20 protein-coding genes and 1 pseudogene are annotated in these 26,987 nt (G+C 62.5%); 7 read left to right on the plus strand and 14 right to left on the minus strand.

The features are described 5' to 3' along the window. Window positions 1-92: 92 nt before the first annotated feature. Both NKJ00_RS25310 and NKJ00_RS25315 read left to right on the plus strand, forming a co-directional pair. On the plus strand, window positions 93-2,417 hold the full coding sequence (locus NKJ00_RS25310) for an NADP-dependent malic enzyme (RefSeq protein ID WP_352552978.1): 2,325 nt from the start codon (window positions 93-95) through the stop codon (window positions 2,415-2,417). Window positions 2,418-2,507: 90 nt separating this feature from the next. Next, window positions 2,508-3,722 (plus strand): DUF2865 domain-containing protein, encoded by a 1,215-nt coding sequence (locus NKJ00_RS25315; RefSeq protein WP_023810571.1) that lies wholly within the window; start codon window positions 2,508-2,510, stop codon window positions 3,720-3,722. Here NKJ00_RS25315 and gltX read toward each other — a convergent pair. From gltX to NKJ00_RS25345, 6 genes are all read right to left on the minus strand, one after another. Further along, entirely contained in the window at window positions 3,640-5,013 is a 1,374-nt protein-coding gene (gene gltX / locus NKJ00_RS25320) for a glutamate--tRNA ligase (RefSeq protein ID WP_352552974.1), read from the minus strand. The genes NKJ00_RS25315 and gltX overlap by 83 nt on opposite strands. Window positions 5,014-5,199: 186 nt before the next feature. Beyond that, complete coding sequence (locus tag NKJ00_RS25325) at window positions 5,200-6,405, minus strand: hypothetical protein (RefSeq protein WP_352631669.1); 1,206 nt, start codon at window positions 6,403-6,405, stop codon at window positions 5,200-5,202. 252 nt (window positions 6,406-6,657) lie between these two features. Then, window positions 6,658-8,463: an ABC transporter ATP-binding protein gene (locus NKJ00_RS25330; RefSeq protein WP_352631671.1), complete on the minus strand. Its 1,806-nt coding sequence runs from the start codon at window positions 8,461-8,463 to the stop codon at window positions 6,658-6,660. 380 nt (window positions 8,464-8,843) lie between these two features. After that, window positions 8,844-9,254: a GNAT family N-acetyltransferase gene (locus NKJ00_RS25335; RefSeq protein WP_023810567.1), complete on the minus strand. Its 411-nt coding sequence runs from the start codon at window positions 9,252-9,254 to the stop codon at window positions 8,844-8,846. Between the two features lie 37 nt (window positions 9,255-9,291). Further along, the gene (locus NKJ00_RS25340) at window positions 9,292-10,968 is read right to left on the minus strand and encodes an NAD+ synthase (RefSeq protein WP_023810566.1); all 1,677 of its coding nucleotides are present in this window, start codon (window positions 10,966-10,968) and stop codon (window positions 9,292-9,294) included. A gap of 129 nt (window positions 10,969-11,097) precedes the next feature. Continuing rightward, window positions 11,098-11,814 (minus strand): DNA-3-methyladenine glycosylase I, encoded by a 717-nt coding sequence (locus tag NKJ00_RS25345; RefSeq protein WP_023810565.1) that lies wholly within the window; start codon window positions 11,812-11,814, stop codon window positions 11,098-11,100. A 92-nt stretch (window positions 11,815-11,906) separates the two neighbouring features. Between NKJ00_RS25345 and NKJ00_RS25350 the strand changes: the two genes are divergently transcribed. Together NKJ00_RS25350 and NKJ00_RS25355 are read left to right on the plus strand one after the other, a co-directional pair. Then, window positions 11,907-12,470 carry a DUF1003 domain-containing protein gene (locus tag NKJ00_RS25350; RefSeq protein WP_352631673.1) on the plus strand — a complete coding sequence of 188 codons (564 nt, stop codon included), beginning with the start codon at window positions 11,907-11,909 and terminating at the stop codon, window positions 12,468-12,470. Then, entirely contained in the window at window positions 12,467-13,054 is a 588-nt protein-coding gene (locus NKJ00_RS25355) for a DedA family protein (RefSeq protein WP_352552967.1), read from the plus strand. The genes NKJ00_RS25350 and NKJ00_RS25355 overlap by 4 nt, the downstream gene beginning before the upstream one ends. Window positions 13,055-13,075: 21 nt before the next feature. On the opposite strand, the gene NKJ00_RS25360 is transcribed toward NKJ00_RS25355, so the two are convergent. From NKJ00_RS25360 to NKJ00_RS25370, 3 genes are all read right to left on the minus strand, one after another. Further along, window positions 13,076-13,645 carry a hemerythrin domain-containing protein gene (locus tag NKJ00_RS25360; protein ID WP_352631675.1) on the minus strand — a complete coding sequence of 190 codons (570 nt, stop codon included), beginning with the start codon at window positions 13,643-13,645 and terminating at the stop codon, window positions 13,076-13,078. 40 nt (window positions 13,646-13,685) lie between these two features. Further along, window positions 13,686-14,045: a diacylglycerol kinase gene (locus tag NKJ00_RS25365; protein ID WP_023810560.1), complete on the minus strand. Its 360-nt coding sequence runs from the start codon at window positions 14,043-14,045 to the stop codon at window positions 13,686-13,688. Between the two features lie 81 nt (window positions 14,046-14,126). Then, window positions 14,127-14,543, minus strand: coding sequence for a GFA family protein (locus NKJ00_RS25370; protein WP_023810559.1), 417 nt, complete (start codon window positions 14,541-14,543; stop codon window positions 14,127-14,129). A gap of 408 nt (window positions 14,544-14,951) precedes the next feature. Here NKJ00_RS25370 and NKJ00_RS25375 point away from each other — a divergent pair, with 408 nt between their 5' ends. Further along, a complete protein-coding gene (locus tag NKJ00_RS25375; protein WP_023810558.1) occupies window positions 14,952-16,025 on the plus strand; it encodes a diguanylate cyclase domain-containing protein in 1,074 nt (357 codons plus the stop codon). A gap of 104 nt (window positions 16,026-16,129) precedes the next feature. Here the strand turns inward: NKJ00_RS25375 and NKJ00_RS25380 are convergent, their stop codons facing one another. The 3 genes from NKJ00_RS25380 to NKJ00_RS25390 all read right to left on the minus strand — a co-directional run bounded on the left by NKJ00_RS25380 (window position 16,130) and on the right by NKJ00_RS25390 (window position 21,450). After that, window positions 16,130-17,503 carry a class II 3-deoxy-7-phosphoheptulonate synthase gene (locus NKJ00_RS25380; RefSeq protein ID WP_013531905.1) on the minus strand — a complete coding sequence of 458 codons (1,374 nt, stop codon included), beginning with the start codon at window positions 17,501-17,503 and terminating at the stop codon, window positions 16,130-16,132. A gap of 133 nt (window positions 17,504-17,636) precedes the next feature. Then, complete coding sequence (gene mfd, locus NKJ00_RS25385; protein ID WP_023810557.1) at window positions 17,637-21,134, minus strand: transcription-repair coupling factor; 3,498 nt, start codon at window positions 21,132-21,134, stop codon at window positions 17,637-17,639. Window positions 21,135-21,162: 28 nt separating this feature from the next. Then, window positions 21,163-21,450, minus strand: coding sequence for a succinate dehydrogenase assembly factor 2 (locus NKJ00_RS25390; protein ID WP_023810556.1), 288 nt, complete (start codon window positions 21,448-21,450; stop codon window positions 21,163-21,165). A gap of 308 nt (window positions 21,451-21,758) precedes the next feature. Here NKJ00_RS25390 and recG point away from each other — a divergent pair, with 308 nt between their 5' ends. Continuing rightward, on the plus strand, window positions 21,759-23,867 hold the full coding sequence (gene recG / locus NKJ00_RS25395; RefSeq protein ID WP_352440273.1) for an ATP-dependent DNA helicase RecG: 2,109 nt from the start codon (window positions 21,759-21,761) through the stop codon (window positions 23,865-23,867). Here recG and NKJ00_RS25400 read toward each other — a convergent pair. Further along, window positions 23,819-24,574 (minus strand): DUF502 domain-containing protein, encoded by a 756-nt coding sequence (locus tag NKJ00_RS25400; protein ID WP_027036784.1) that lies wholly within the window; start codon window positions 24,572-24,574, stop codon window positions 23,819-23,821. The genes recG and NKJ00_RS25400 overlap by 49 nt on opposite strands. A gap of 286 nt (window positions 24,575-24,860) precedes the next feature. On the opposite strand from NKJ00_RS25400, the pseudogene NKJ00_RS25405 reads away from it, so the two are divergent. Then, window positions 24,861-25,045, plus strand: a pseudogene (locus tag NKJ00_RS25405) (GIY-YIG nuclease family protein). Window positions 25,046-25,153: 108 nt separating this feature from the next. Here NKJ00_RS25405 and glmS read toward each other — a convergent pair. Then, window positions 25,154-26,977, minus strand: coding sequence for a glutamine--fructose-6-phosphate transaminase (isomerizing) (glmS, locus tag NKJ00_RS25410; protein ID WP_023810553.1), 1,824 nt, complete (start codon window positions 26,975-26,977; stop codon window positions 25,154-25,156). Window positions 26,978-26,987 lie beyond the last annotated feature (10 nt).

A 26,987-nucleotide genomic window follows, 5' to 3' on the forward strand; every position in this document is an offset into this window, starting at 1 on the left:
GGTAAAGCTCTCGGCGCGTCAATTAGCGTCGCGAAAAACCACGGCTGCATGCTAAAAGGGAATCTCCAGCCAGATTTCGAGGGAGCGGCCGCATGGAAGGCGAGAGCAAAAAGACGGCACGTTCGGACCTCGACGAAGCCGCCCTCTACTTCCACAAGCACCCAAGGCCGGGAAAACTCGAGATCCAGGCGACCAAGCCGCTCGGCAATCAGCGCGACCTGGCGCTCGCCTATTCGCCTGGCGTCGCCGCCCCGTGCCTGGAAATCCGCGACGATCCGGCGACCGCCGCCGACTATACCGCGCGCGCCAATCTTGTCGGCGTCGTCACCAACGGATCGGCCGTTCTCGGCCTCGGCAATATCGGCCCGCTGGCCTCCAAACCGGTCATGGAAGGCAAGGCCGTCCTGTTTAAGAAGTTTGCCGGCATCGATGTCTTCGACATAGAGATCGACGCGCCCGGTATCGAGCGCATGGTCGAGACGATCTCGGCCCTGGAGCCGACCTTCGGCGGCATCAACCTCGAGGACATCAAGGCGCCGGAATGTTTCGAGGTCGAGGAGCAGTTGAAGGCCCGCATGGCCATACCGGTCTTTCACGACGACCAGCACGGCACCGCCATCATTGTCGCCGCCGCCGTGCTCAACGGGCTGGAATTCGCCGGAAAAACCATATCGGACATCAAGATCGTCACCTCCGGCGCCGGGGCTGCCGCCCTTGCCTGTCTCAACCTGCTGGTCTCGCTCGGCGCCAAAGTCGAAAACATCTGGGTCACCGACCGTTTCGGCGTTGCCTACAAGGGCCGCACTGATGAGATGGATCGCTGGAAAGACCCTTATGTAAAGGACACCGAGGCGCGCACGCTGGCCGACGTCATATCGGGCGCCGATGTCTTCCTCGGCTTGTCGGCGGCAGGCGTGCTGAAGCCGGAACTGCTTGAGCACATGGCGCCAAAACCGCTGATCCTGGCGCTGGCCAACCCCAATCCCGAGATCATGCCGGAAACGGCGCGTGCGGCGCGTCCCGATGCGATGATCTGCACAGGCAGGTCTGATTTTCCCAATCAGGTCAACAACGTACTTTGTTTTCCTTACATATTTCGCGGCGCGCTCGACTGTGGTGCCAGCGCTATCAACGAGGAGATGAAGATGGCGGCGGTGCGGGCGATCGCAGCGCTAGCACGCGAAGAGCCATCCGATGTCGCGGCACGCGCCTATTCCGGCGAGACGCCGATCTTCGGCCCTGAATTCCTGATCCCTTCGCCCTTCGATCCGCGCCTGATCCTGCGCATAGCGCCCGCGGTCGCCAAGGCAGCCTGCGACACCGGTGTCGCGACGCGGCCGATCACCGACTTCGCCGCCTATATCGACAAGCTGAACCGCTTCGTCTTCCGCTCCGGCCTGGTGATGAAGCCGGTGTTCTCCTCCGCCAAGGCATCGAGCGCCAAGCGCGTCATCTATGCCGACGGCGAGGATGAGCGCGTGTTGCGCGCCGCCCAGGTGGTGCTCGAGGAAGGCATCGCCGAGCCGATCCTGATCGGCCGCCCGCACGTCATCGAGGTGCGCCTGAAGCGCTACGGCTTGCGCATCAAGCCCGGTGTCGATTTCGGCCTGATCAACCCGGAAGACGATCCGCGCTACCGCCATTATGTCGACCTTTTGATCGAACTCGCCGGCCGGCGTGGCGTGACGACGGAGGCCGCGCGCACCATGGTGCGCACCGACAACACGGTAATCGCAGCGCTTGCGCTGAAGCGCGGCGATGCCGATGCCATGGTCTGCGGCCTCGAAGGCCGCTTCGAGCGGCATCTGCGCAACGTCACCTTGATCATCGGCCCCCGCGCCGGCATCAAGGACCACGACCTGTCGACGCTTTCCATGCTGATCTCGCAGCGCGGCATCATCTTCCTGACCGACACCCACGTCTCCGTCGACCCGACGGCGGAAGAAATCGCCGAAATGACCGTGCTGGCGGCGGAAGAAATCCAGCGCTTCGGCATCGAGCCTAAGGCAGCGCTCTTGTCGCATTCCGATTTCGGCTCGCGCGATTCGCCCAGTGCCCTGAAGATGCGGCAAGCAGCGGCGATCCTGGCGCGCATCGCGCCTGACCTTGAATGCGATGGCGAGATGCATGCGGACACTGCTCTGTCGGAGCACCTGCGCCAGCGCGTGTATCCCCATTCGAGGCTGAAGGGCGAAGCCAATTTGCTGGTGTTCCCCAACCTCGATTCGGCCAACATCACGCTGACGGCGCTCAGAACCATGACGGATGCGCTACACGTCGGGCCGATCCTGCTCGGCACCGACATGCCGGCGCATATATTGACGCCGTCCGTCACCTCGCGCGGCGTCGTCAACATGACGGCGCTTGCCGTGGTCGAAGCCGCCCACAAGGCACAGGCGGTCGTCAATCTGGGCTGAACACGGATTTCGCGGTAAACTGCAGTTAACCGCGAACACGGTAGCCTTGCGGGGCTAACAGTCGGGATTTGGCAGGCGGAGTTTGGGCGGATGGCAAGCGGAGGGTGGAAGCAGGCGCATGCTGCCGTGCTGCTTGGCCTCCTGTTGTCTGCAACCTGGGGGGTGGCCGAGCCACAGGCTGCTTCGCGGGTCTGCCGCCAGCTGGAAGCCGATCTTGCCGCGTCCTCGCGCGGCGGCGGTGGCGGTCCGGCGCTGATCCGGAAATACGATTCCGCAATTGCCAGGCAGCATGAACAGATTTCGAAGGCTCGCAGCCAGGCGAGCCGGGCCGGGTGCGGTTTTTCGCTGTTTGGTCGCAACCTCAATCAATGCGCCGGACTCAACGCCACGATCGACCGCATGAATGCCAATCTCGACGCCTTGCAGAACAAGCGCGAGCGGCTGGCCGGCGGCGGCTCTCGCCGCGACCGCGGACGCATCCTGGCGGCGCTTGACGCCAATGGCTGCCGCGACGACATCGTAGCGCCTCGGCGGACGCCTTTGCAGGAAGCCAACCGCGACGGCGGCAGCGCAAACCTGTTCAATCAGCTTTTTGGCGGCAACAGCCAGCAACTCGATATGCTTGATGAGCCTAGCCCGCCCGACGATCCAGGCGAGGAGCGCAATGTCCGCCGGGTGCTCAACCAGCCCGGCATACCCGATTTTCCGAGCGTCGGCGGTGAGTTCCACACCTCCTGTGTGCGCACCTGCGACGGCTACTTCTTCCCGATGTCGAACTCAGCCTCGGCTGGCGATTTCGAACGTGACCAGAAGAATTGCGAATCGAGCTGCCCCGGCACCGAAATGCAGGTTTTCTACTCGCGCGGCATGGGCGACGATTCGGCCTCGATGACGTCATCTATCACCGGCCGGCCCTACAGTGAATTGCCGACCGCCTATCTCTACAAGCAGCCCGATATGTCGCGGCCGCCGGCTTGCGGCTGCAACGCCGCCGCGCAGGGTTTTCAGATCATCGCCGGCAACCCGCCGAATCCGGAACAGTTGCAACCCGAGACGGACTCCGCACCGTTCATTCCGGTGCCGATCTCCAAACCGGATCCAGGTGCCGATCCCGAAACGCTGGCCAATCAGGAAGGCGGGCTCGACCGCGAGACGATCAAGCGGGTTTCCGCCAAGCCGGTGACGTCGCCGATATCAGCCTTGCCGCCGGAACAGCGGAAGGTCAGGGTCGTCGGGCCAACGTTCCTTCCCGACCCATCAGCGGCAATAGATCTGCAAGCTCCGGCCCCGAAGGCAGTCCGGTAAGGGCTGTTCTGAGCGGCATGAACAACGCCTTGCCCTTGCGGCCGGTCGCTTCCCTGATCTTGCCCGTCCAGTCCTTCCAGATCGTCGCGGTCCAGGGTTCCTCCGGCAACAGGTCGAACGCCTGTCGAAGAAAGTCGCGGTCCTCATCGGAAAATTCCGGCGTCTCCTGAGGCCCTTCGCGCAGGATGCGCCACCAATTGACCGCATCGGCCAGCCTGTCGAGATTGCCGCGCACCGCCAGCCAGAACGGTTCGGCCTGATCGCCGGAGACGCCGAGCACGATCAGACGGTCTTGTGCCTCGGCGAACGGCATATGGTGCAGCAGCGACCGGTTGAGCACGAACAGCTCGTCAGGATCGAACTTGGCGGCGGATTTCGATGTCGCCGCCGGATCGAAGCGTTCGGCGAGTTCGCCCATCGTCGGCACCGCCGCGACATTCTCCGAAGTGCCGACCAGCACGGCCAATGATGCGACGGCCATCGGCTCGATGCCGTCCTCGCGCAGGCTCTCGATGGAGAGTGCGCCGGTGCGCTTCGACAAGCCCTCGCCCGATGCGGTGGTCAGGAGATTATGGTGGCCGAACACCGGCGGCTCGGCAGCCAGCGCCTGGAACAGGGCGATCTGCACGCCGGTGTTGGTGACGTGGTCGTCGCCGCGGATGATATGACTGACGCCCATCTCGATGTCGTCGACGACAGAAGGCAGAGTGTAGAGATAGGTGCCGTCCTCGCGTATCAGGACCGGATCGGAAAGCGAAGCGAGATCGACGGTTTCCTCGCCGCGCACCAGGTCGTTCCAGTGGATTTCGGTGCGTTCCGGCTGTTGTGGATCGCCTGAGAAATTGGGGAGGAGAAACCGCCAGTGCGGCTGGCGGCCATCGGCCTGGTATTCGGCGATCTGCTCGTGCGTCAGGGTCAACGCCTCGCGGCCATAGACCGGCGGCAGGCCGCGCGTGCGGCGCACCTTGCGCCTGAGATCGAGTTCCTCCGGCGTTTCGTAGCAGGCATAGAGAACGCCTGCCGTCTTCAGCCTCTCGACCGCCGCGTCATAGACTTCGAAGCGCCGCGACTGGTACTCGGTGGCGTCGGGAAAAATGCCCAGCCAATGCAGGTCGTAGAGGACGGCGTCGGAAAACTCCTGCTTCGAGCGCGCAATGTCGGTGTCGTCGAAGCGCTGGATGAATCGGCCCTTGTTGTTCATGGCGAACAGCCAGTTGAACAGGGCCGTGCGCGCATTGCCGATATGAATGCGGCCGGTCGGCGACGGGGCGAAACGAACGGTAACTGTCATGAACGGGGCGTACCGGATGCTTTTGTGGTTGACAAGACGCGCCCCCGCGTTGCCCGGCAGACATAGAACATGGCGGCTGGAATGAAAAGACCGGGCGGTGGACGCCTCAGGAGGCGCGCAGTCCGGAGGCGGCCTTTGTGACCCAAGCGTAGCCAGCCGCTGGGGCCGACGACCGGTTGAAGGCGATCAGCGGCCGAAATCATCGGAACTGAGGCGGGTCCAGCGGTCGCCCACCAATCCACCGATAAAAATGTCGCCGGAGCGGACCGCTTCCGTGACCTCGGCGATGCGCGAGCGGACCATCGTTCCCCCGGCATAGCGGAAGAAGACATTCTTGTAGCCAAAGAGTTGGGGGATGAATTTGGTTTGCGTCTGTCCGGTGATGCCGACGCAGCCCATCTCCCATGCGGCGGCGACAAGCGCATCCAGTGTCGCGCCCCAGTGCGATCCGAATGCCTGGATTTGCAACAGGTTCGCCATGTCGCCGGCTTGACCGTAGAAGGCATAACAACCGAGCATTTTGCCCGTTTCGTCGTAGATCCCACCGAAATGAAGGGGGCCGTCGGCCCGCTTCTCGGCCGCCAGCGCAAGCAGTCGTGGCAGTTCCCCATCCTTCCAACTCGGCCGAAGAGCGTAACCAGACAGGAGAGTCGGCAGCTTCTCGGCAAATTGCACGGCATCGATCGGCTCACGGTGGGTGCGATGTGACGATGAATGGAGGACGGGGGGCTCGAACCTTTTCTTCGCGAGAGCATCGAATGCTCTCGCGCATGGATCGAGTACAAGGCGAGGCAGGCCAGGCCATTTACGGTGCAGTGCGGAGGCGGCCATCGCCGCCGGCCGGAAAACATATGTCCATCCCAGACAATGCACCGGCAGGAGTTGATACTTCATCGGACGCGCGAAGGCCAAGGATGTCCGGTTGGCCGAATCGGTCAGTTGCAGATCGAATTCGCCTTGATGCAAGGCACGCAGCAATTGGGGTCCGGCCGAGCCGTCATCGGTGCCGGGGTCGGCCATGAGCGGCCCGATGATCGCCGCATTCAATGCCGCTCCATTGAGCTCGTAGCGGGCTCTCAGAACGCCGAGGAATCCACCCAGGCGACCCTGCCGGTTGATCTGGACAAGAGCGTTGCTTTCACCGGAGTGGCCGGCAGGGTCGAGATAAATCTCTCTCATATACGCGGCCGTCTCGGCGATTGCGCGATCGAGGAGGTGACGCCGCCGCCGGCGAAACTTCGTCAGGAAGAGTGCGGCGACGCGCTCGAGATCTTCGGCAGCGAGCGGACGAACCGAGCCATGCTGAGATTCCAGCACTGACGGCGCAGCCAACTTTTCCTCGGCATTCGCAGAAAGATGCATCGTGAAGAACGTCCGTAGGTTGCTCTCCATCGGATATATATCAACCAATGGTAGAAACAACGTATCTCGGTCAGTATGATGAACAGAGGTCTCAAGACTTACTATCCGGACAGGACTTCACAGGCAAATCAAGTCGGCCAGGGTTGTGTGCGTCAAGTTCTGCAAAATGGGCGATCATGAAGCTGGTCATGCGACCCTGCGATCGCATGCCCTGGTCCAGCCCGCTGGGCTGACCGTGCCGGACAGAGGCGGCCTCCGGCCGAAGCTGGAGGCCGCCTCTGGTCAGCTCACAAGTCCCTTGGTCAGTTCCAATGCCTGGCGCTCGAACAGGCGGCGGTAGATGCCGCCTGTCAGCCGGATCAGTTCGTCATGCGAGCCTTCCTCGACAATGTTGCCGCGATCGAAGACCAGCAGCCGGTCCAGCGCCCGCACCGTCGAAAGCCGGTGCGCGATGACCAGCGTCGTGCGGCCGACCATCAGCCGCTCCATCGCCTGCTGAATCAGAACCTCCGATTCCGAATCGAGGCTCGATGTCGCCTCGTCGAGGATCAGGATGCGAGCATCGGCAAGAAAGGCGCGCGCGATCGCCACGCGCTGACGTTCGCCGCCCGACAGTTTCACGCCGCGTTCGCCGACCAGCGTGCCGTAGCCCTTCGGCAGGTTGGTGATGAAGTCATGCGCACTCGCCAGCTTCGCGGCATGCTCGATCTCCTCCTGCGTCGCACTCGGCCTGGCATAGGCGATGTTTTCGGCCAGCGACCGGTGGAACAGGATCGGCTCCTGCTGGACGATGGCGATCTGCCCGCGCAGCGATGCTTGCGCCACCTGGGAGATGTCCTGGCCGTCGACCAGGATTTTCCCCGCATTCACATCATAGAGCCGCTGGATAAGCTTGACGAAGGTCGTCTTGCCCGACCCGGAATGGCCGACCAGCCCGACGCGCTCACCCGGCGCGATGTCGACCGAAAAGTCGCGGTAAAGCGCCGATCGGTGATGGCCATAGTGAAAGGTGACGTTGTCAAAGCTGATCCGTCCTTCGGTGATCCGGATCGGCTTGGCACCGGGCCGGTCCTCGATGCCGAGCGGTTCGGACTGGAAATCGACCAGCTCTTCCATATCGTTGATGGAGCGCTGCAGATTGCGGATATGCGTGCCGATATCCCTGAGATAGCCCTGCAGCACGAAGAGCGAGGTCAGCACGAAGGCAACATCGCCGGCGCTCGCCTGCCCCCACGACCACAGCATCAGCGCCAGGCCGATCACCGCGGCGCGCATGACCAGCAGCAGCACCCCTTGCGTGGTGCCGTTGATGGTACCGCGCACCCAGGTGCGCCGTGTGCGCGCACGCCATTTGGCGACGACCTTGGCCAGTCGGCGTTCTTCGCGCTCCTCGGCGCCAAAGCCCTTGACGACGGCGTTGCAGCTGACCGCGTCGGCCAGCGAGCCGCCGAGGCGGGTATCCCAGGTGTTGGCGAGCCTTGCCGCCGGGGCGACATAACCAAGTGACAGCAGCGCCGTCACCGTGATGAACAGCACCGAACCGGCAGCAACGACCGCCCCCATCAACGGCCAGAACCAGCCGAGCAGCAACGTCGAGCCGACCAGCATGACGATCGACGGCAGCAGCGCGATGAGGATGGTGTCGTTGAGCAGGTCGAGCGCCCACATGCCGCGCGTCACCTTGCGGACGGTCGAGCCGGCAAAGCTGTTGGCATGCCAGTCGGTGGAAAAGCGCTGGACGCGATGGAAAGCATCGGCGGCGATGTCGGCCATCATCTTCAACGTCAGCTCGACGATCCCCATGAACGCCAGGTTGCGCAAGACAACGCCGGCCAGCGCCAGCGCCATCAGCATCGAGAACGCCATCAGCGCGGCATTCCAGGCAATCGCGTCGGCGCCGGCGCTGCTGGCGACGGCGTCGACCAGCCGGCCGGAATAGAGCGGCGTCAGCACATCGGCCAGTGTCGACAGCAGGAAGCTGCCCATGATGAGCGAAAGCCGCCACGGCTGGCGCCGCCAATGGGTAAGCGTGAAGCCAAGAACGCTGCGAAAGGCGCTCGCGCGCAAATCGATCTTAAAACGAGCCATGATGTCATTCGGGCACAAACGAGCCCGATCCCGGTAGGTCGAAAATTGAAGAAGCCGCGCAAGGGGCCAATGAGTGCCCGGAAAGCGGAGTGGCATATTTGGCGTCTCGCCCATAATCGGGCGGCGACCGGCATCGGCATAAGCCTGTGCTCGATCCGGCATCAGCACGAAGGGCAAACCTTCGCTGAGCGCCGGATGAGACCTAGGCTTCGCGGCCTCGCATTACCATGTGAAATACTGCCATTCGGACCTCCCGCAAGACAATTGCGGAGGGGTCCTTATAGAGACGCTCCGATGCATCGCCAAGACGGGCTGACGCCAAAAGCGTATCTGGTCCAACCACTGCGATTATTTTGCAACAATGGCGGGCAAGCCGCGCCTCATTCAGAAACGCGATCGAAGCGCATGTAGCGGCCATCGGTTGATGGCTTGAACCCGAGCTTTTCATACATGCCATGGGCATCGCTGGTCGACAGGCTCCAATGGAAAACGGTCCTGACCTCCGGATGGTCGATCAGGGCCTGGACGAGCCGGCTGCCTATGCCCTGCCCGCGGTTCTCCGGCCAGACGATGATATCGGCGAGATAGGCGAATACCGTGCGGTCGGTGATCGCGCGGCCGAAGCCGACTTGCTTGCCATCGACATAGGCACCGACGCACAGTGAATTGGCAAAGGCGCGGCGATGGACTTCGTCAGTGCGTCCGGCGCCCCAATAGCTTGCCATCAACAGGTCCGATGTCGCACGGAAATCGATCCGTGACATGTCGAAGCTGATTTCACAATCGGGCATGGCTGTCTCCGGCCGCACCGCCGCGCGCTTTCGGTACTTAGCTGCGATCCCTGAAACGATTGGTGATGGGATAGCGGCGGTCGCGGCCAAAATTCTTTTTGGTGATCTTCACGCCCGGCGCCGCCTGCCGTCGCTTGTATTCTGCGATGTAGAGCAGGTGCTCGATGCGCGTCGCTGTCGCCCGGTCATGGCCGCGCGCGACGATATCGTCGACACCCATCTCGTTCTCAACCAGGCATTCGAGAATATCGTCCAGCACCGGATAGGGCGGCAGCGAATCCTGGTCGGTCTGGTTCTCGCGCAATTCCGCCGATGGCGCCTTGTCGATGATGTTTTTCGGGATCACCTCGCCCGAGGGGCCAAGCGCGCCCGGCGGCACGTGGCTGTTGCGCCAGCGCGACAGCGCGTAGACCTGCATCTTGTAGAGATCCTTGATCGGATTGAAGCCGCCATTCATGTCGCCATAGAGCGTAGCGTAGCCGACCGACATCTCGCTCTTGTTGCCGGTGGTGACGACCATCGAGCCGAACTTGTTGGAGATCGCCATCAGGATGGTGCCGCGCGCGCGGCTCTGCAGATTCTCTTCGGTGATGCCTTCCTTGGTGCCTTCGAACATCTGCGTCAGCGCGTGCAGAAACCCTTCGACCGGCTCGAAGATCGGCACGATGTCGTAGCGGCAGCCGAGCGCCCGGGCGCAATCCTCGGCATCTTTCAGCGAGTCCTTCGAGGTGTAGCGGTAGGGCATCATCACCGCGCGCAGGCGTTCCTCGCCGAGCGCATCGACGGCGAGCGCCGCGCAGATCGCCGAATCGATGCCGCCGGACAGACCAAGCACCACATTCTTGAAGCCGTTCTTGTTGACGTAGTCCCGCAGGCCTAGCATGCAGGCGCGATAGTCGGCCTCCTCCCGGTCCGGAATTTTCGACATCGGCCCTTCGGAACAGACCCAGTGATCGCCCTGGCGTTTCCATGTAGTGACGTCGACCGCTTCCTCGAACTGGCTCATCTGGAAGGCAAGCGTCTTGTCGGCGCCAATGGCAAACGAGGCGCCGTCGAAGATCAGCTCGTCCTGGCCGCCAAGCTGGTTGGCATAGATCATCGGCAGCCCGCATTCGATGACCTGGCGGATGACGACCTGGTGGCGGACATCGATCTTGGCGCGGTAGTAGGGCGAGCCGTTCGGCACCAGCAGGATTTCCGCCCCGCTTTCGGCCAGCGACTCGCAGATATCGACATCGCCCCAGATGTCCTCGCAGATCGGAACTCCGATGCGCACGCCGCGGAAATTGACCGGCCCCTGGATCTCGGGTCCGGCCTGGAAGACGCGCTTCTCGTCGAACTCGCCGTAGTTAGGCAGATCGAGCTTGTAACGTTCCGCGATGATCTTGCCGCCATCGGCGAAGACGATCGAATTGTGCGTGCCGCTCTTGCGCTTCAACGGCGTGCCGATGATGACGCCGGGACCTCCATCCGCGGTGTCGGCGGCAAAATCCTGTGCCGCCTTTTCGCAGGCTTTCAAAAAGGCCGGCTTCAGCACCAGATCCTCCGGCGGATAGCCGGCGAGGAAAAGCTCGGTATAGAGCACGAGATCGGCGCCTTGACGTGCGGCATCCGCCCTCGCCTCGCGGGCCTTGGCGAGATTGCCTGATATGTCGCCGACAGTCGGATTGAGCTGGGCGACGGCGATGCGCAGGATGTCGAGCTTCTTGGTCATGCCTGCTGACTTAGCGCGGCAAAATTGCCCGGGCAATGGCGTTCGTTTGGACCAATTCGGACCGATTGACATACGTCAACCGTGTACGGACCGATCAACGTACTTCAATCGTGGCGATACGACCAGGTATCAGTCGTCGCCCATATATTCGCGCAGCGCTTGCGGCGAATGGTTCTCGCCGATCGACATCGCCAGGATGCGTGAAATATGCCGGCGCGGCAGATGCGTCTCCGCTGCCCATTGGTTGATTTGCCTCTGGATCTTGTCCAGGTCCTTCTTCGAAGTCGGGCTTTCGGCGATGTCTAGGCCGGCGTCGCGCAACGCCGCGGCCATATCGCCCGAGATGACGAACGCATCCCAACCCAGCCAGCGCAGGAAATACTGGCCCGTATTGCCGCCCAGCCGGCTGCCATGCTTGCCGAGCCAGGCCATCAGCCCGACCTGGTCGTCAGCCGGCCAGTTGGCGAGGAATTGGCCGAAACCGCCATATTCCTTCGACACGCGCTCGACGAAGGCAGCGTTGTCGCGCACGGATCTGATCTTCTGCGGGTTGCGCACGATGCGCTGGTCGGCCGTCAGATCGTGCCAGAAATCATCGGGCTGGAACAACAGCCGCTTCGGCTCGAAGCGCAGGAACGCCTCTTCGAAGCCTGGCCATTTCTGCTCGATGACCCGCCAGACGAAACCAGCGGCGAAGACGCGTTCGGCCATAACAGAGAGAATGCGGTCATCGGCGATGTCAGCCACGGCGGCATTGTCAGGCGCCGGACCCAGCAGCGACGTCAGTTCCTCTTCGCCGCCCTTGCGTTTTGCGGCGCGTGCGCGAATTTTCTTGAAATCGGCCATTGGTCCCTCGGCAACTGGAATCAATCTAACACTTCCCGTGTGAGCCGGCAGCCTCTACCTCTTACGGCAAGCCAAAGACCCTGGAGATGGCCATGAACAAGACGATCGACGACCTGGCGAACCGCTGGCTCAAGCGGCGGCCGGACGGCCTCAGCCAACTCGAAAGCCGGGTGCTGCAATCGACGCTCGAACGCACCACCATCTCGCGGGACACCAACAAGGCTGTTGCCTTCCACCAGACCTTCGGCGACCGGCTTGCCGATACGATCGCCCGCATCGGCGGCTCATGGTCCTTCATCCTGACCTTTCTCGCCTTTCTGATCCTGTGGACATCAGGCAATGTGTGGCTGCTGTCACGCGACGCCTTCGATCCCTACCCGTTCATCTTCCTGAACCTCGTTCTATCGATGGTCGCCGCCTTGCAGGCGCCGGTGATCATGATGGCGCAGAACCGCCAGACCGAACGCGACCGCATCGACGCCGCCCACGATTACGAGGTCAACCTGAAAGCCGAGATCGAGATCATGGCGCTGCATGAAAAGCTGGATGAACTGCGCCACGGCCAGATTCTCGGTATGCGCGACGAGATCGTGCAGCTGACCGAAATGGTCAAGCGGATCGACGAAAGGCTGTCTTCGCAGCAGTCGGCTTCATGACCGACGCAATCCATCATTTCATCGAACAATACGGGCTGCTCGCGGTCTTTATCGGTTGCGTCGCGGAGGGCGAAAGTGCCGCCATCCTTGGCGGCTTCTTCGCCCACCAGCAGGTCTTCGTCCTGTGGCACGCGGTTCTTGCGGCCGCGCTCGGCGCCTTCGTCGGCGATACTTTCTTCTTCATCCTCGGACGAAGCTTCGCCGACCATCCCTATGTCGTCAGATTGCGCAAACGGCCCGGCTTCCGCCGCGCCTTTCGGCTGCTCAACACCCATCCCGACATTTTCGTGCTGTCCAACCGCTATATCTACGGCATGCGCCTCGTCGGCGGCATTGCAGCCGGGCTTTCCAACATTGCCGCGCCGCGCTTCGTCATCCTCAACGCGCTTTCATCGGCGGTCTGGGCGGTACTGTTCGGCACGATCGGTTATGTCTTTGGACTGGGAGCCGAGCACGTCATCGGCCAGGCGTTGATGCATCACGAACGGTTGCTGATCGGGCTTGGCATCGGCCTGACCGTGGCCGTTCTGGCATGGCTCGTCGCCCGTCACATCGCCAGGAAGGAACGCGCCAGGGAGGACTGATCGTCAATCCACGCCGAGCGCCTAATCCCCCCGATCGAGGATCAGCGGGATGATCAGGTCTTCCTCGTCGGCAAGATGCCTTGTCAGCATGGCGATCAGCCGGCTGTTTTCGTCGGCATAGGCGTCGGCGGCAAAGCGCTGTCTGTCTTCGTTTTCCTGAAGCGTCTTGATGAACGCATTGGCCGCCTCGGCATTGCGCTCCAGCCCTTCATGAATGGTGTGATGGTCGGCATCGAGAATCTCGAAGCCGCGCTTCAAACGGGGCTCGGCCTTGGCGAAGACCGGAAAATATTGATAATCCTCGACATTGTGGTGACCGTCGAGATGCCCAAGAAAATGATCGAGGCGCGGCGCGAACCAGCGCGCGAAATCAGGCGCCGTCAGCCGTCCCTCACGGTAGTCCCCAATACCGTTGGCCAGCATGCCGCCAAGTTCGCGGAACATGTCGTGCCGCTGCAGCCACATATTGGCGATGCCATGGATGTTGGCATGGTCCTGCCAGTTTTCACGCGGGTATTTTTCGACGAGCCAGCGCAGATCGTCTGGCAGGCCAGCACGCTCAAGAAGCAGAAAGCTCGTGGCTTCGGACATGACAGTCTCCTTTGGTGACTGGCATGTAGGCATCGAAAGGCTAGATCGGTAGTCCCGTAATCCGCTCGATAATCGCGATACCCCAGACGCCGGCGACGATGAGCACCGAAATCAGCACCGCCAGCGAACCGCAATCCTTGGCCAACTGGATATCGACATTGAACTCGCGGCTGAAAGCGTCGCATGCCGCCTCGATGCCGGTGTTCAGCACTTCGACCATGATCAAGAGCAGCACGGCGCCGATCAGCAAAGCATAACCGCGCCACGAGATCGAAACGAACCAGCCGAGCGGCAAGGCAAGCGCCAGCAGCATCAGCTCCTGCTGGAAAGCCTTCTCGCTGGTGGCCAGCTTGCGAAACGCCCGCACCGAATTGAAATAAGCATCGATCAGCCGCTGCATGCCAAACCCCTTTGCGAATCACCGGCACGGGATAATGCAATGGCTGGCCAGATCAATGGAATAAGGTGACTTGTCCAAGATTCATTCAGCAACCGGTATGGACGGTGTCGACTTTTCAAACTGCGGCAGCCCGTCGTCGATCGAATAGTAGTCACCCTTGTCACCGACGAAGATATGGCATTCCCCCTCAAGACCTGTCGGCTTGTCGAACGATCCCGCCATGACTGAAACGTAGTCCTGGTCTCGCGGCTTCCAGAACAGCACCGATCCGCATGCCTTGCAGAACCCACGCCTGGCGAAGGTAGAGGCTTCGTACCAGGTGATACTTTCCGTGCCCTCGATCACAATGTCGGCGTTGGCAACATTGGTCGCGGCATAGAAATGTCCGCTCTGCTTGCGGCATTGCGAACAATGACAATAGACGACGCCACGCAGCGCTCCGTGCGTTTTGAAGCGAACCGCTCCGCACAGACACGATCCCGTGTGATTGTCGCTCATTTCGACCTCCTCGAGGAAAACTCTGCCTCAGCATCGTCGTCAGGATTCCAGCTTTGCGACGACCACACGCAAGCAAATGCGACATGTACTGGCGTGGTGAATCCGAAATTCGGTTTCATTTTCAAGAGCGCGATGCGCGAATTTCGGATTCAAAGCCACCAAACTGGCGTCGTTTTCGATTATTGGGTGCGCAAATTTAAGCTTTTACAGCCGCAGGTAGAGAAAAACTGTGGAATCTCGGCAAATTAAGGAAACTTTAGCGCTGGCGCATTTATGGTCATGGCAAGCGAAGGTCGTGGGTGGGGACGCATCCCTTTGCAAGTTGTTCTGGAGTCGGTCGCATTCCCCAGGTCGGCGACAAAGGGAACCCGCGAATTCTACAGCGGAATCCGAGGGGAAGAATCAAAAATGCAGCCGGCAGCTCTTCCGACCGAACGAAGCACCGACATCGCGGCCAGTGTCGTTGCCACAATGCGCCAGCTGGGCGTGCTCAGCCTGCCGCGCAACTACGAGATTTTCTACGAGGCGCTGAGCGGCACCAATCGCGAACTCAGCCTCGCCGTCGTTTCGCTGAGCAGCCGGCCGACACAAGATGAACTGGACCAGATCGGGCGCACTTTCTTTGCCCACAACCATGGTCCGGGCATCGTCGAGCATGCCAGAGACGTCATCGCCAGGGAGCTCGAGGAGGTTGCTTCGTTGCTGCGGAGCGAGCGCAGCCACATCGAGAAATACGGCAGGATCCTCGATGAGACATCGAGCGGCCTCAGCGGCCGCAGCCTTCTCTCTCAGGATCTCCTGCAGAAGATCGCCAACGCCATGGCGGTTGCCACCAATTCGACGATCGATCACGGCCGGCAGGTGGCCTCGACGCTCAGCGACAAGACGGCCGAACTCGAGAGCGTCAAGTCGAAGCTTGAGGAGTATAAGCGGCTGGCCGACACCGATCCGTTGACCCATATCTGGAATCGGCGCGCCTTCGACAAGGAGATCACCAGGATCTACAACAGCAACAGGGGTATCCTGTTCAACGCCCTGGTTCTTGTCGACATCGACCGCTTCAAGGATATCAACGACCGCTATGGCCACCCGGTCGGCGACAAGATCATCCAGAGCATCGCCGATATTTTCCAGACCAGCATTCGCGGCGACATGTTCGTCGCCCGCACCGGCGGCGAGGAGTTCGCGCTGATCATCGAGGGCGCCAGCGAGGACGCCACCTATGACGTCGCGGAGCGTATTCGTGCCCTGATCGCGCAGACGCCGTTCACCAGCAGCCAGACCGGTACGAATTACGGCACCGTTACCGTCTCGATGGGTATCTGCATGGCGTCCGAAGCCGAAGGACCCGAAGATCTCTACACCAAGGCCGACCGGGCGCTCTATCGCTCGAAGGTCAGCGGCCGCAACCGCGTCACCAGGCACTCGACGATGGCAGGCCCCCGGGCCGGCAAGAGCTGGCTGCTCTACAAGAAGGACTGACAGTCCCTGCCCGCTGGTGCCGGGAACACTGGACTAGCGCAGACATAAAAGGCGCCCGATTTCTCGGACGCCCTTTCGTGGATCTTATTCGGACTGCGCGAAAATCAGCCGTTGGCAACCTGCTTGTGCTGCACCGGGTGGCTCTTCTTCAACAGATCCGAGACCAGGAACGCCAGTTCGATCGCCTGGTCGGCGTTAAGACGCGGATCGCAATGGGTGTGGTAGCGGTCCTGCAACTCCTCGGCGGTGATGGCGCGCGCGCCACCGGTGCATTCGGTGACGTTCTTGCCGGTCATCTCGACATGGATGCCGCCCGGATGCGTGCCTTCGGCGCGGTGCACCTCGAAGAAGGTCTGCACCTCCTTCAGAATGCGGTCGAACGGCCGCGTCTTGTAGCCGGCGGCCTCGATCGTGTTGCCGTGCATCGGATCCGACGACCACACCACGGAGCGGCCTTCCTTCTGCACCGCGCGCACCAGCTTCGGCAGATGGTCGGCGACCTTGTCGGAACCGAAGCGGGCGATCAGCGTCAGCCGGCCGGGCTCGTTCTCGGGATTGAGCAGGTCGATCAGCTCCAGCAAGCCGTCCGGCGTCAGCGACGGACCGCATTTCAGGCCGAGCGGGTTCTTGATGCCACGGCAATATTCGACATGCGCATGGTCGGGCTGGCGGGTGCGGTCTCCGATCCAGATCATGTGACCCGAGGTGGCGTACCAGTCGCCGGAGGTCGAATCGACACGCGTCAGTGCCTCCTCATAGCCGAGCAGCAGCGCCTCGTGGCTGGTGTAGAAATCGGTCTCGCGCAGCGCGTAGTTGGTTTCCGAGGTGATGCCGACGGCCTTCATGAAGTCCATCGTCTCGGTGATGCGGTTGGCAAGAGACTCGTATTTCTCGCCCTGCGGACTGTCGGACACGAAGCCGAGCATCCAGCGGTGCACATTCTCCAGGCTGGCATAGCCGCCTTGCGCGAAGGCGCGCAAAAGGTTGAGCGTCGCCGCCGACTGGCGATACGCCATCTCCTGGCGAGCGGGGTCCGGAATGCGCGACTTGGGGTCGAATTCGATGCCGTTGATGATATCGCCGCGATAGCTGGGCAGCGTCACCTCACCCTTGGTCTCGTTGTCGGACGATCGCGGCTTGGCGAACTGGCCGGCAACGCGGCCGACCTTCACCACCGGCTGCGCGCCGGCGAAGGTGAGCACCACGGACATCTGCAGGAAGACGCGGAAGAAGTCGCGGATGTTGTCCGCGCCATGCTCGGCGAAGCTCTCGGCGCAATCGCCGCCCTGCAGGAGGAATGCGTCACCGGCGGCGACAGAAGCGAGCTGCTTCTTCAGCTTGCGCGCCTCACCGGCAAAAACCAGCGGCGGAAAGGTTGCGAGCTGGGCCTCCGTGTTCTTCAGCGCGGCAAGGTCCGGATAGGCAGGGACCTGCTTGATCGGCTTTGCTCTCCACGAATTCGGCGACCATTTCGTCATCGCTGCACCCAACGCTCTTTCCAGCGGCCTATACTCCGCCATCCCGCCCCCATTTGGGGATCGCGGCTCCATACACGAAGCCGATTTCCTATTCTAGACCGGAATTCAAGCGCTGGCGAATGGTCCGGGCGGGCTATGCCGCCTTCTCCACCAGCCGCGCCAACTGCGTCATGACCACCGCCGAGCCCGCCAATCGCTTCTCGGGGGTTGGCCAATCGCGTACGAAGACGACGCTGTGGTCCGGCCGGATCTTGGCCAGCGAGCCCTGCTCGCCGATGAACCGGACGAGCCCAACCGGGTTGGAGAATTCGCGCTTGCGGAAATGAATGACGACGCCCTTCGGCCCGGCGTCGAGCTTCTCGACATTGGCTTTGCGGCAGAGCGCCTTGATGAAGACGATCTTGAGCAGATGCTTGACCTCTTCCGGCAGCGGGCCGAAGCGGTCGATCAGCTCGGCGCCGAAAGCGTCGATTTCCTCGGTGTTCTCGAGATCGCCGAGACGGCGATAAAGCGCCAGCCGAAGCTGCAGGTCCGGAACATAGCTTTCCGGGATCATCACCGCCGTGCCGACGGCAATCTGCGGCGACCAGCCGCCATCCTGGACCTCGCCGGAATCCTTCACCTCGGCGACAGCCTCTTCCAGCATCTGCTGGTAGAGCTCGAAGCCGACCTCCTTGATGTGGCCGGACTGCTCTTCGCCGAGAAGATTGCCGGCGCCCCTGATATCGAGATCGTGGCTGGCGAGCTGGAAGCCGGCGCCCAGAGTATCGAGCGATTGCAGCACCTTCAGCCTCCGCTCCGCGGTGTCGGTCAGCTTGCGGTTGGCCGGCAGCGTGAACAGCGCATAGGCGCGCACCTTCGAGCGGCCGACGCGGCCGCGCAACTGGTAAAGCTGCGACAGGCCGAACATGTCGGCGCGATGGATGATCAGCGTGTTGGCGGTCGGGATGTCGAGGCCGGATTCGACGATGGTCGTGGACAACAGCACATCGTACTGGCCGTCGTAGAAGGCATTCATGATGTCGTCGAGTTCGCCCGGCGGCATCTGGCCATGGGCCACCGCCACCTTCAACTCCGGCACGGATTCCTTCAGGAAATCATGGATTTCCGAGAGATCGCTGATGCGCGGCACCACATAGAAGGAATGGCCGCCACGATAGCGCTCGCGCAGCAGCGTCTCGCGGATGACCAGCGGATCGAAGGGCGAGATGAAGGTGCGCACCGCCATGCGGTCGACCGGCGGCGTGGCGATCAGCGACAGTTCGCGCACCCCGGTCAACGCCAGTTGCAGCGTGCGCGGGATCGGCGTCGCCGACAGCGTCAGCACGTGCACGTCGGTCTTCAAATCCTTCAGCCGCTCCTTGTGCTTGACGCCAAAATGCTGCTCTTCGTCGATGATCAGCAGGCCAAGGTTCTTGAACGAGATTGCGGAACCGAGCAGCGCATGCGTACCGATGACGATGTCGACCTGGCCCTCGGCGATACCTTTCTTGGTCTCGGCCAGTTCCTTGGCGCCGACTAGCCGCGACGCCTGGCCGACACGGATCGGCAGGCCGGAGAAACGCTGCGAAAAGGTCTTGAAATGCTGGCGCGACAACAATGTCGTCGGCACCACAACCGCCACCTGAAAGCCTTCCATCGCCGCGATGAAGGCGGCGCGCAGCGCCACTTCGGTCTTGCCGAAGCCGACATCGCCGCAAATCAGCCGGTCCATCGGCTTGCCGGCGCCAAGGTCGTCCCGTACCGAGTCGATCGCTGTCTGCTGGTCGTCGGTTTCCTCATAGGGGAACCGCGCGGCGAACTCGCCATAGAGGCCTTCTGCCGGCACCAGTGGCGGTGCGGAGCGCATCTGCCGCTCGGCGGCGATGCGGATCAATTGACCGGCCATGTCGAGCAGACGTTTCTTCAGCCGCGCCTTGCGCGATTGCCAGGCGCCGCCGCCAAGCTTGTCCAGCGTCGCCTCGGCCGTATCAGAACCGTAGCGCGACAGGAGTTCGATGTTTTCCACCGGCAGGAACAGCCGGTCGTCGCCGGCATAGTGGATTTCCAGGCAGTCATGCGGTGCGCCGACCGCTTCGATGGTGCGCAGGCCTATGAAGCGGCCAATGCCGTGGTCGGCGTGGACGACAATGTCGCCGGCCGACAGCGCCGAGGCCTCGGCAATGAAATCCGAGGGACGCTTCTTGCGTTTCGAGCGCCGGATCAGCCGGTCGCCCAAAATGTCCTGTTCGGCGACGACGACCAGTTTTTCGGTCTCGAAGCCGGATTCGAGCGGCAGCACGGCCAAGGCCGCCTGACCCGGTTCGAGCTTTTCGGCTTCCGCCAGCGTCGCCACCTGCTTGAGGTTGCCGAGATGGTGTTCGGCAAGGATCTGGCCAAGCCGGTCGAGCGAGCCTTCGGTCCAGCCGGCAATGACAATGCGGCGGCGCGCTGCGCGCTCGTCAGCGATGTGTTTGACGACGACATCGAACACGTTGGCGTTCGGATCGGCGCGTTCCTCGACAAAGCTGCGGCCAGGGCGCGAACCGGCATGAAAAACCTTTTTCGCGCCGGCGTCAGGCGCGTCAAACGGCGTGAAGTCGATCGCTTCACGCGGCCCTAGCGAGGCAATCAGGTTTTCCGGGGAGAGATAGAGCAGGTCCGGTGCGACCGGCTTGTAGGGCACGGCGTCCTTCAAGGCACCGTCCGCCTGCTTCTTGCGCGCCTCGTAATGGTCGAGGATCAGCGTGTGGCGCTCGGCCAGCGCCTCATGCGCCAGATGGTCGAAGATGACAGGCGTGTCAGGCAGATAGTCGAACACCGTCTCCAGCCGCTCATAGAAAAACGGCAGCCAGTGTTCCATGCCGGCAAACCGCCTGCCTTCGCTGACTGCTGCATAGAGCCCGTCATCGCGCTGTGGAGCGCCAAAGGCTTCGATATAGGAGCGGCGGAAACGGCTGATGGTTTCCGCCGTCAGCGCCACCTCGCTCATCGCCTGCAGCGCCATCGACTTGCGTTGACCGGTGGTGCGCTGCGTGGCGGCATCGAAGACACGGATCGATTCCAGCGTGTCGCCGAAGAAATCGAGCCTGAGCGCTTCGGTCCAGCCGGGGGCGAACAGGTCGAGAATGCCGCCCCGCACCGCGAATTCACCGATACCGCGCACGGTCGGCACGCGCTCGAAACCGGACGTTTCCAGTCGCGACACCAGTACGTTCATGTCGATCTGGTTGCCGGGCCTGGCGTGGAAGGTCTGTGCCTCGACGAGATCCGCCGGCGGAATGCGCTGCAGCAGCGCGTTGGCGGTGGTGAGGATGACGGCGCGGTGCGGCTTCTTCGCCAGCGCGATCATGGCGGTCAGTGCATCGAGGCGCTTGGCGGCCGCATCCGAGCCGGGCGAGACGCGGTCGTAGGGCAAGCAATCCCAGGCCGGCAGTTCCAGCACCGGCAGGCCGGGGGCCGCGAAAGACAGCGCCTCGATGATCGCCGGCAGGCGCTGACCGTCGCGTGCGACGAACAGAACCGGCTTGTCGGGCGCGATCTCGAGTGCCGCCTGCACCAGCGCAAAGGCTTCGTAGCCGTCGGCGACGCCGTCGACGATGAACTGGCCGGCGCGGCCTTTCGGCAGACCGATGGTGGGAATGAGGCTCATGAAATCACGTCGTTCAGACTGTCGTTGTTCAAAATGTCATGGACTGGCGGAAAGCCAGGATCTTTTGCAGGACGGCACAATCGATATCGGCCGGAACCGGGCGTTCGCCGGTGACCATGGGCAGGAATTCGGTATCGGGAATGTCGAGGAGCCTCTCATATTGGTCGATTTCGTCGCCGGTCAAGGCGCCGATCTCAGCGTCGGCGAAGGTGCCGAGGATAAGGTCCATCTCGCGCATGCCGCGATGCCAGGAGCGAAACAGAAGCTTGCGGCGGCGGACGTCGAGCCCCTCGCTTGATCTCGTCGTTCCGGTCATCGTGCCGCATCCTTGCTTGCTGCGGGCGCATATAGCGTGGATAGAAGGGGCTGTCAGCCTTGCAACGGCCCGGTTGGCGTCTAACATCTCGGTGTGACGAACATTCCTGACAGTATCGGCGCTAGCACCCCCCTCTGTCCTGCCGGACATCTCCCCCTCAAGGAGGGAGATCGTATGGCACGACTGCTTTCGCCAATTTCCAACTGCGCAAGGCGGGCGAGGTCAGAACTGCTAATCGCCCCCCTTGAGGGGGAGATGGCCGGCAGGCCAGAGGGGGGTGAGCGCAGACACCGCATGGTTTCTCTCAGATGAGACCTTCCATCCTCGATCCCTTGTTTGTCCCGATCACCTCGCTTGCCGGCGTCGGACCGAAAGTCGGCGCGCTGATCGAGAAGGTTGTCCCGGCCGATCTGGGTGACCGCCCCGCCCGCGCGGGCGACCTTCTGTTCGTGCTGCCGCACACCGTCATCGACCGGCGCAGCCGGCCGGGCATCGCAGGATCCGCGGAGGGCCAGATCGTGACGCTGGAGGTGCGCATCGACCGCCACCAGCCGCCGCCGCGCGGCAACAGGTCGGTGCCTTACCGGGTCTTCGCCCATGACGACACCGGCGAGATCGCGCTGACCTTCTTCCATGCTCACGCTTCCTATCTCGAAAAGGCGATGCCCGAGGGCGAGCATGTCGTGGTCTCCGGCCGCATGGAATGGTTCAACGGCCGCCCGAGCATGGTCCACCCCGACCACATCGCGCTCGCCAGCGAGGCGGAAAACCTGCCGCTGGTCGAACCGGTCTATCCCCTGACAGCCGGGCTCTCGGGCAAGGTGCTGCGCCGGGCGATCGGCCAGGCGCTGGCGCGTGTGCCCGAATTTCCCGAATGGCAGGACGGCGCTTTCATGCGCCGCCACACGTCTCCCTCCTTTGCCGGCGCGCTTGCCCGCATCCACAATCCGGCCGACCCGATCGATGTCTCCGTCGATGGCGCTGCCTGGCGGCGCCTCGCCTATGATGAGCTGCTGGCGGGCCAGGTCTCGCTGGCGCTGGTGCGGGCAAAAGTCCGCCGCCTGTCCGGCCGCCCTCTGGTCGGCGACGGCCGCATCGTCGAAAAACTGCGAGCCGCACTGCCCTATTCGCTGACACCGAGCCAGGAGTTCGCGCTGGCCGAAATCAATGCCGACCTCGCCGATCCCGAGCGCATGCTGCGGCTTCTGCAGGGCGATGTCGGCTCCGGCAAGACGGTCGTCGCGCTGTTGGCCATGGCGCGGGCTGTCGAGGCTGGCGGCCAGGCGGCCTTGATGGCACCGACCGAAATCCTGGCGCGCCAGCATCTGGCGACCATCACGCCGCTTGCCGCCAAGGTCGGGCTGCGCATCGCCATCCTCACGGGCCGCGAGAAGGGCCGCGAACGCGCTGATACGCTGGCCGGCCTGGCAAGCGGCGAGATCGACATCGTCGTCGGCACCCATGCGCTGTTCCAGGAGACGGTCATGTTCCACGACCTGGTCTTTGCCGTGATCGACGAGCAGCACCGTTTCGGCGTCCATCAACGGCTCGCCATCACCGCCAAGGGCGATGCGCCCGACATGCTGGTGATGACGGCCACTCCCATCCCGCGCACGCTGGTGCTGACCGCTTTCGGCGACATGGACGTGTCGAAACTGACGGAAAAACCGGCCGGCCGCCAGCCGATCCGTACCGTTACTCTGCCGCTGGAGCGGCTCGATGAACTGATCGGCCGCATGGTCGAGGCGGTGGCCGGCGGCCAGAAGATCTACTGGATCTGTCCGCTGGTCGAGGAATCCGAAGAAATCAAGCTGATGTCGGCCGAGGACCGCTTCGCCTCGCTGAAACCATTGTTCGGCGACCGTATCGGGCTCGTTCACGGCCGCATGAAAGGTGCCGACAAGGACGAGGCGATGCGCGCCTTCAAGCAGGGCGAGACACGCATCCTGATCGCCACCACGGTCATCGAGGTCGGCGTCGACGTACCGGACGCCACCGTCATGGTCATCGAGCACGCCGAGCGCTTCGGCCTCGCCCAATTGCATCAGTTGCGCGGCCGGGTCGGGCGTGGCGACAAGCCCTCCTCCTGCGTGCTGCTCTACAAGGACCCGCTCGGCGAGACCGCGAAACGCCGGCTGTCGGTGATGCGCGAGACCGAGGACGGGTTCCTGATCGCCGAGGAGGACCTGAAGCTGCGCGGCGAAGGCGAATTGCTTGGCACCCGCCAGTCCGGCACGCCGGGTTTCCAGGTGGCGCGCATCGAGGCGCATGCCGATCTTCTGGAGGCCGCCCGCGACGATGCCAGGCTGATCCTGTCGCGCGACCCGGAGCTGCAATCGCAGCGTGGCGAGGCGTTGCGCCTGCTGCTTTATTTGTTCGGCCGCGACGAGGCCGTGCGGCTCCTGCGCGCCGGCTGAGCCAGGGCGGCAACCGACGGGTTGGCGAGCATCCCCTCGATCGGCTCGCCATTCACGACAACCATTTGCTTGACCTCGGGCGCCACCAGCCCGGCCGAGACGATCAGCTTGGCGCCGTCCTCGATCGTCATGTCGAGCAGCACGATGTCCGACTTCGGCACATACATCAGGAATCCGGTGGTCGGGTTCGGCGTGCACGGCATGAACACGGCAATCAGCGGATCGCCTTCCTGGTCGAGCTTTTGGTTGATCTCGGTTTCCTTCTCGCTGGCGACGAACACCAGCGACCACACACCCTTGCGCGGATATTCGACCAGCCCGACCTGGCGGAACATGTCACCCTTGTTCGACAGCACGGTCTCGAAAATCTGCTTCAGCGAGCCATAGATGCCGCGCACCAGCGGCATGCGGCCAAGCAGGCGCTCGCCGAAATTGACGATGGCGCGGCCGACTATGTTGGCCGTCAGGAAGCCTATCAGCGTGATCAGGATCAACGCGACGATCAGCCCGAACCCCGGCACCGGAAACGACAAATAGGTGTCAGGGCTGTAGCGGGCCGGAATATAGGGTTTCACCCAGGAATCGACCCAGCCGATGAAAGACCATGCAATGTAGGCGGTGATCGCCAGCGGCGCGCAGACAATGAAGCCCGTGAGGAAATAGTTCCTCAGCCGGGTCACGCCGGAAGTCTTGGGAGCGTCGGACATGATTCACCGGAGGCGCGGGTTGCAGCGCAACATTAGTGAACCGGACGAAGCTTTGGAACTGCGAAGTTTTTAAAGAGCCGATTATGCCGCCGCTTCCAGCGAAGCAATCCAAACGGAAGCAGCATACGTTCGCGATTAGCCGAAACATCCCTCCCCTTCGTCATCCACGGGCGGAGCAAGGAGCGAAGCGACGCGGCGCAGACCCGAGGATCCATTCCGTGACGTCGGCCGAAGAACGCAACCCCTCAAGATGGTCGGCGAATCCTTCGGTCGCTATACTTCGTTCATGACGGGCTATGTCTATTTAACTGCGAGCCGGAAACGCGGCACCATCTATATTGGCGTCACAAACGATCCGATGCGATCCAGCGCGAGAAGTCGCTGAAACGTTGGCCGCGTCAGTGGAAGATTGAATTGATCGAAAAGGTCAATCCGGAGTGGTTCGAGCTTTTCCGCGGGACTGGGTGGTAGCGCCAAGTTCTGCACCGCTTTGATCCGCCATACCGTCCCGGAATGGATCCTCGGGTCTGCGCAGGAGCTTCGCTCCCGCTCCGCCCGTGGATGACGAAAGGATGAGGCCTACTCCACCGTCACCGATTTCGCCAGATTGCGCGGCTGGTCGACGTCGGTGCCCATAAAGACGGCGGTGAAATAGGCGAGCATCTGGATCGGCAGCGCGTAGATGATCGGCGAGATGATTTCCGGCACGTCCGGCAGCACGATCGTCTCCATCGTCTTGACGCTCGTCAGTGCCGCACCCTTGCTGTCGGTGATCAGGATGATCTTGCCGCCGCGCGCCGCCACTTCCTGCATGTTCGACACGGTTTTTTCGAAAATGCGGTCGTGCGGCGCGATGACGATGACCGGCATGTTCTCGTCGATCAGTGCGATCGGGCCGTGCTTCAGTTCGCCGGCTGCATAGCCTTCGGCGTGGATATAGGAGATTTCCTTGAGCTTTAGCGCGCCTTCCATGGCCAGCGGGAAATTGGTGTCGCGGCCGAGATAGAGCACGTTCTTATAGTGAGCGAGGTCGCGCGCGGTCTTTTCGATCTGATGGTCGAGCTTCAGCACCTGATTGGCATAGCGCGGTGCTTCCGAAAGCTCGCGCACAAAGGTCTTTTCCTGCTCCTTCGAGATCGTACCGCGCGCCACGCCAGCCCGCACGGCAAGCGATGCCAGCACCGACAACTGGCAGGTGAACGCCTTGGTGGAGGCGACGCCGATTTCCGGCCCGGCGAGCGTCGGCAGCACGACGTCGGATTCGCGCGCCATGGTCGATTCGCGCACATTGACGACGGCGCCGATCTTCATCCCCGCCTTGCGGCAGTAGCGCAGCGAGGCCAGCGTGTCGGCGGTCTCGCCCGATTGCGAGATGAAGAAGGCGGCATCGTTCTTCGACAGCGGCATTTCGCGGTAACGGAATTCCGAAGCGACATCGATATCGACCGGCAGTCGCGCGTAGCGCTCGAACCAGTACTTGCCAATCAGGCCGGCGAGATAGGCGGTGCCGCAGGCCGAAATCGCCAGCCGGTCGATTTTGGCGAAATCGAAAGGCAGGTCGAGCGGCTTGGAGACGCCGCCGACAAAATCCAGATAATTCGCCAGCGTGTGCGAGATCACCTCGGGCTGTTCATGGATTTCCTTCTCCATGAAGTGGCGTCTATTGCCCTTGTCGACCATGAAACTGGTCGAGAGGGACTGCTGGCGCTTGCGGTCGACCTTTGTGCCGTCGATGTCGAAGATGGTGACGCCGTCGCGGCGCACCACCGCCCAGTCGCCATCTTCGAGATAGGTGATCGAATTGGTGAACGGGGCGAGCGCGATGGCGTCTGAACCCAGAAACATCTCGCCATCGCCATGGCCGACAGCCAGCGGCGGACCGTTGCGCGCGCCGACGATCAGGTCTTCATCGCCCTTGAACATGATGGCCAGCGCGAAAGCGCCTTCCAGCCGCTTCAGCGCCTGGTGCGCGGCATCAACCGGCTTCAGCCCCCTGGCGAGTTCGCGCGCCACCAGATGCGCCACGACCTCGGTGTCGGTCTGCGACGAAAAAGAATAGCCGTCGCGGATCAGCTCGGCGCGCAGTTCGGCGAAATTCTCGATGATGCCGTTGTGGACGATGGCGACGCCATCGGAAAAATGCGGGTGCGCATTGGTCTCGTTGGGCACGCCATGCGTCGCCCAGCGTGTGTGACCGATGCCGATCGTGCCGTCGAGCGGCTCGTCCTTGAGCCGGCGCTCCAGGTTGATCAGCTTGCCTTCGGCGCGGCGGCGGGCGAGTTCGCCACGCTCGATGGTGGCGACGCCGGCCGAGTCATAGCCGCGGTACTCCAACCGCTTCAACGCATCGACGATGAGCGGCGCAACCTGCGAGTGGCCGACGATTCCAACGATACCGCACATGCAGAAAGCC

This window comes from Mesorhizobium sp. M0227 (assembly GCF_040321855.1).
Lineage (GTDB): Bacteria > Pseudomonadota > Alphaproteobacteria > Rhizobiales > Rhizobiaceae > Mesorhizobium.

Coding starts and splice junctions, on each gene's coding strand:
- NKJ00_RS25310 (WP_352552978.1), top strand. CDS start 93: ATGGAAGGCGAGAGCAAAAAGACGGCACGTTCGGACCTCGACGAAGCC.
- recG (WP_352440273.1), top strand. CDS start 21,759: ATGAGACCTTCCATCCTCGATCCCTTGTTTGTCCCGATCACCTCGCTT.
- NKJ00_RS25375 (WP_023810558.1), top strand. CDS start 14,952: ATGCAGCCGGCAGCTCTTCCGACCGAACGAAGCACCGACATCGCGGCC.
- NKJ00_RS25345 (WP_023810565.1), bottom strand. CDS start 11,814: ATGGCCGATTTCAAGAAAATTCGCGCACGCGCCGCAAAACGCAAGGGC.
- NKJ00_RS25330 (WP_352631671.1), bottom strand. CDS start 8,463: ATGGCTCGTTTTAAGATCGATTTGCGCGCGAGCGCCTTTCGCAGCGTT.
- gltX (WP_352552974.1), bottom strand. CDS start 5,013: ATGACAGTTACCGTTCGTTTCGCCCCGTCGCCGACCGGCCGCATTCAT.
- NKJ00_RS25360 (WP_352631675.1), bottom strand. CDS start 13,645: ATGTCCGAAGCCACGAGCTTTCTGCTTCTTGAGCGTGCTGGCCTGCCA.
- NKJ00_RS25400 (WP_027036784.1), bottom strand. CDS start 24,574: ATGTCCGACGCTCCCAAGACTTCCGGCGTGACCCGGCTGAGGAACTAT.
- NKJ00_RS25350 (WP_352631673.1), top strand. CDS start 11,907: ATGAACAAGACGATCGACGACCTGGCGAACCGCTGGCTCAAGCGGCGG.
- NKJ00_RS25325 (WP_352631669.1), bottom strand. CDS start 6,405: ATGGAGAGCAACCTACGGACGTTCTTCACGATGCATCTTTCTGCGAAT.
- NKJ00_RS25355 (WP_352552967.1), top strand. CDS start 12,467: ATGACCGACGCAATCCATCATTTCATCGAACAATACGGGCTGCTCGCG.
- NKJ00_RS25315 (WP_023810571.1), top strand. CDS start 2,508: ATGGCAAGCGGAGGGTGGAAGCAGGCGCATGCTGCCGTGCTGCTTGGC.
- NKJ00_RS25370 (WP_023810559.1), bottom strand. CDS start 14,543: ATGAGCGACAATCACACGGGATCGTGTCTGTGCGGAGCGGTTCGCTTC.
- NKJ00_RS25380 (WP_013531905.1), bottom strand. CDS start 17,503: ATGACGAAATGGTCGCCGAATTCGTGGAGAGCAAAGCCGATCAAGCAG.
- NKJ00_RS25390 (WP_023810556.1), bottom strand. CDS start 21,450: ATGACCGGAACGACGAGATCAAGCGAGGGGCTCGACGTCCGCCGCCGC.
- mfd (WP_023810557.1), bottom strand. CDS start 21,134: ATGAGCCTCATTCCCACCATCGGTCTGCCGAAAGGCCGCGCCGGCCAG.
- NKJ00_RS25340 (WP_023810566.1), bottom strand. CDS start 10,968: ATGACCAAGAAGCTCGACATCCTGCGCATCGCCGTCGCCCAGCTCAAT.
- glmS (WP_023810553.1), bottom strand. CDS start 26,977: ATGTGCGGTATCGTTGGAATCGTCGGCCACTCGCAGGTTGCGCCGCTC.
- NKJ00_RS25365 (WP_023810560.1), bottom strand. CDS start 14,045: ATGCAGCGGCTGATCGATGCTTATTTCAATTCGGTGCGGGCGTTTCGC.
- NKJ00_RS25335 (WP_023810567.1), bottom strand. CDS start 9,254: ATGCCCGATTGTGAAATCAGCTTCGACATGTCACGGATCGATTTCCGT.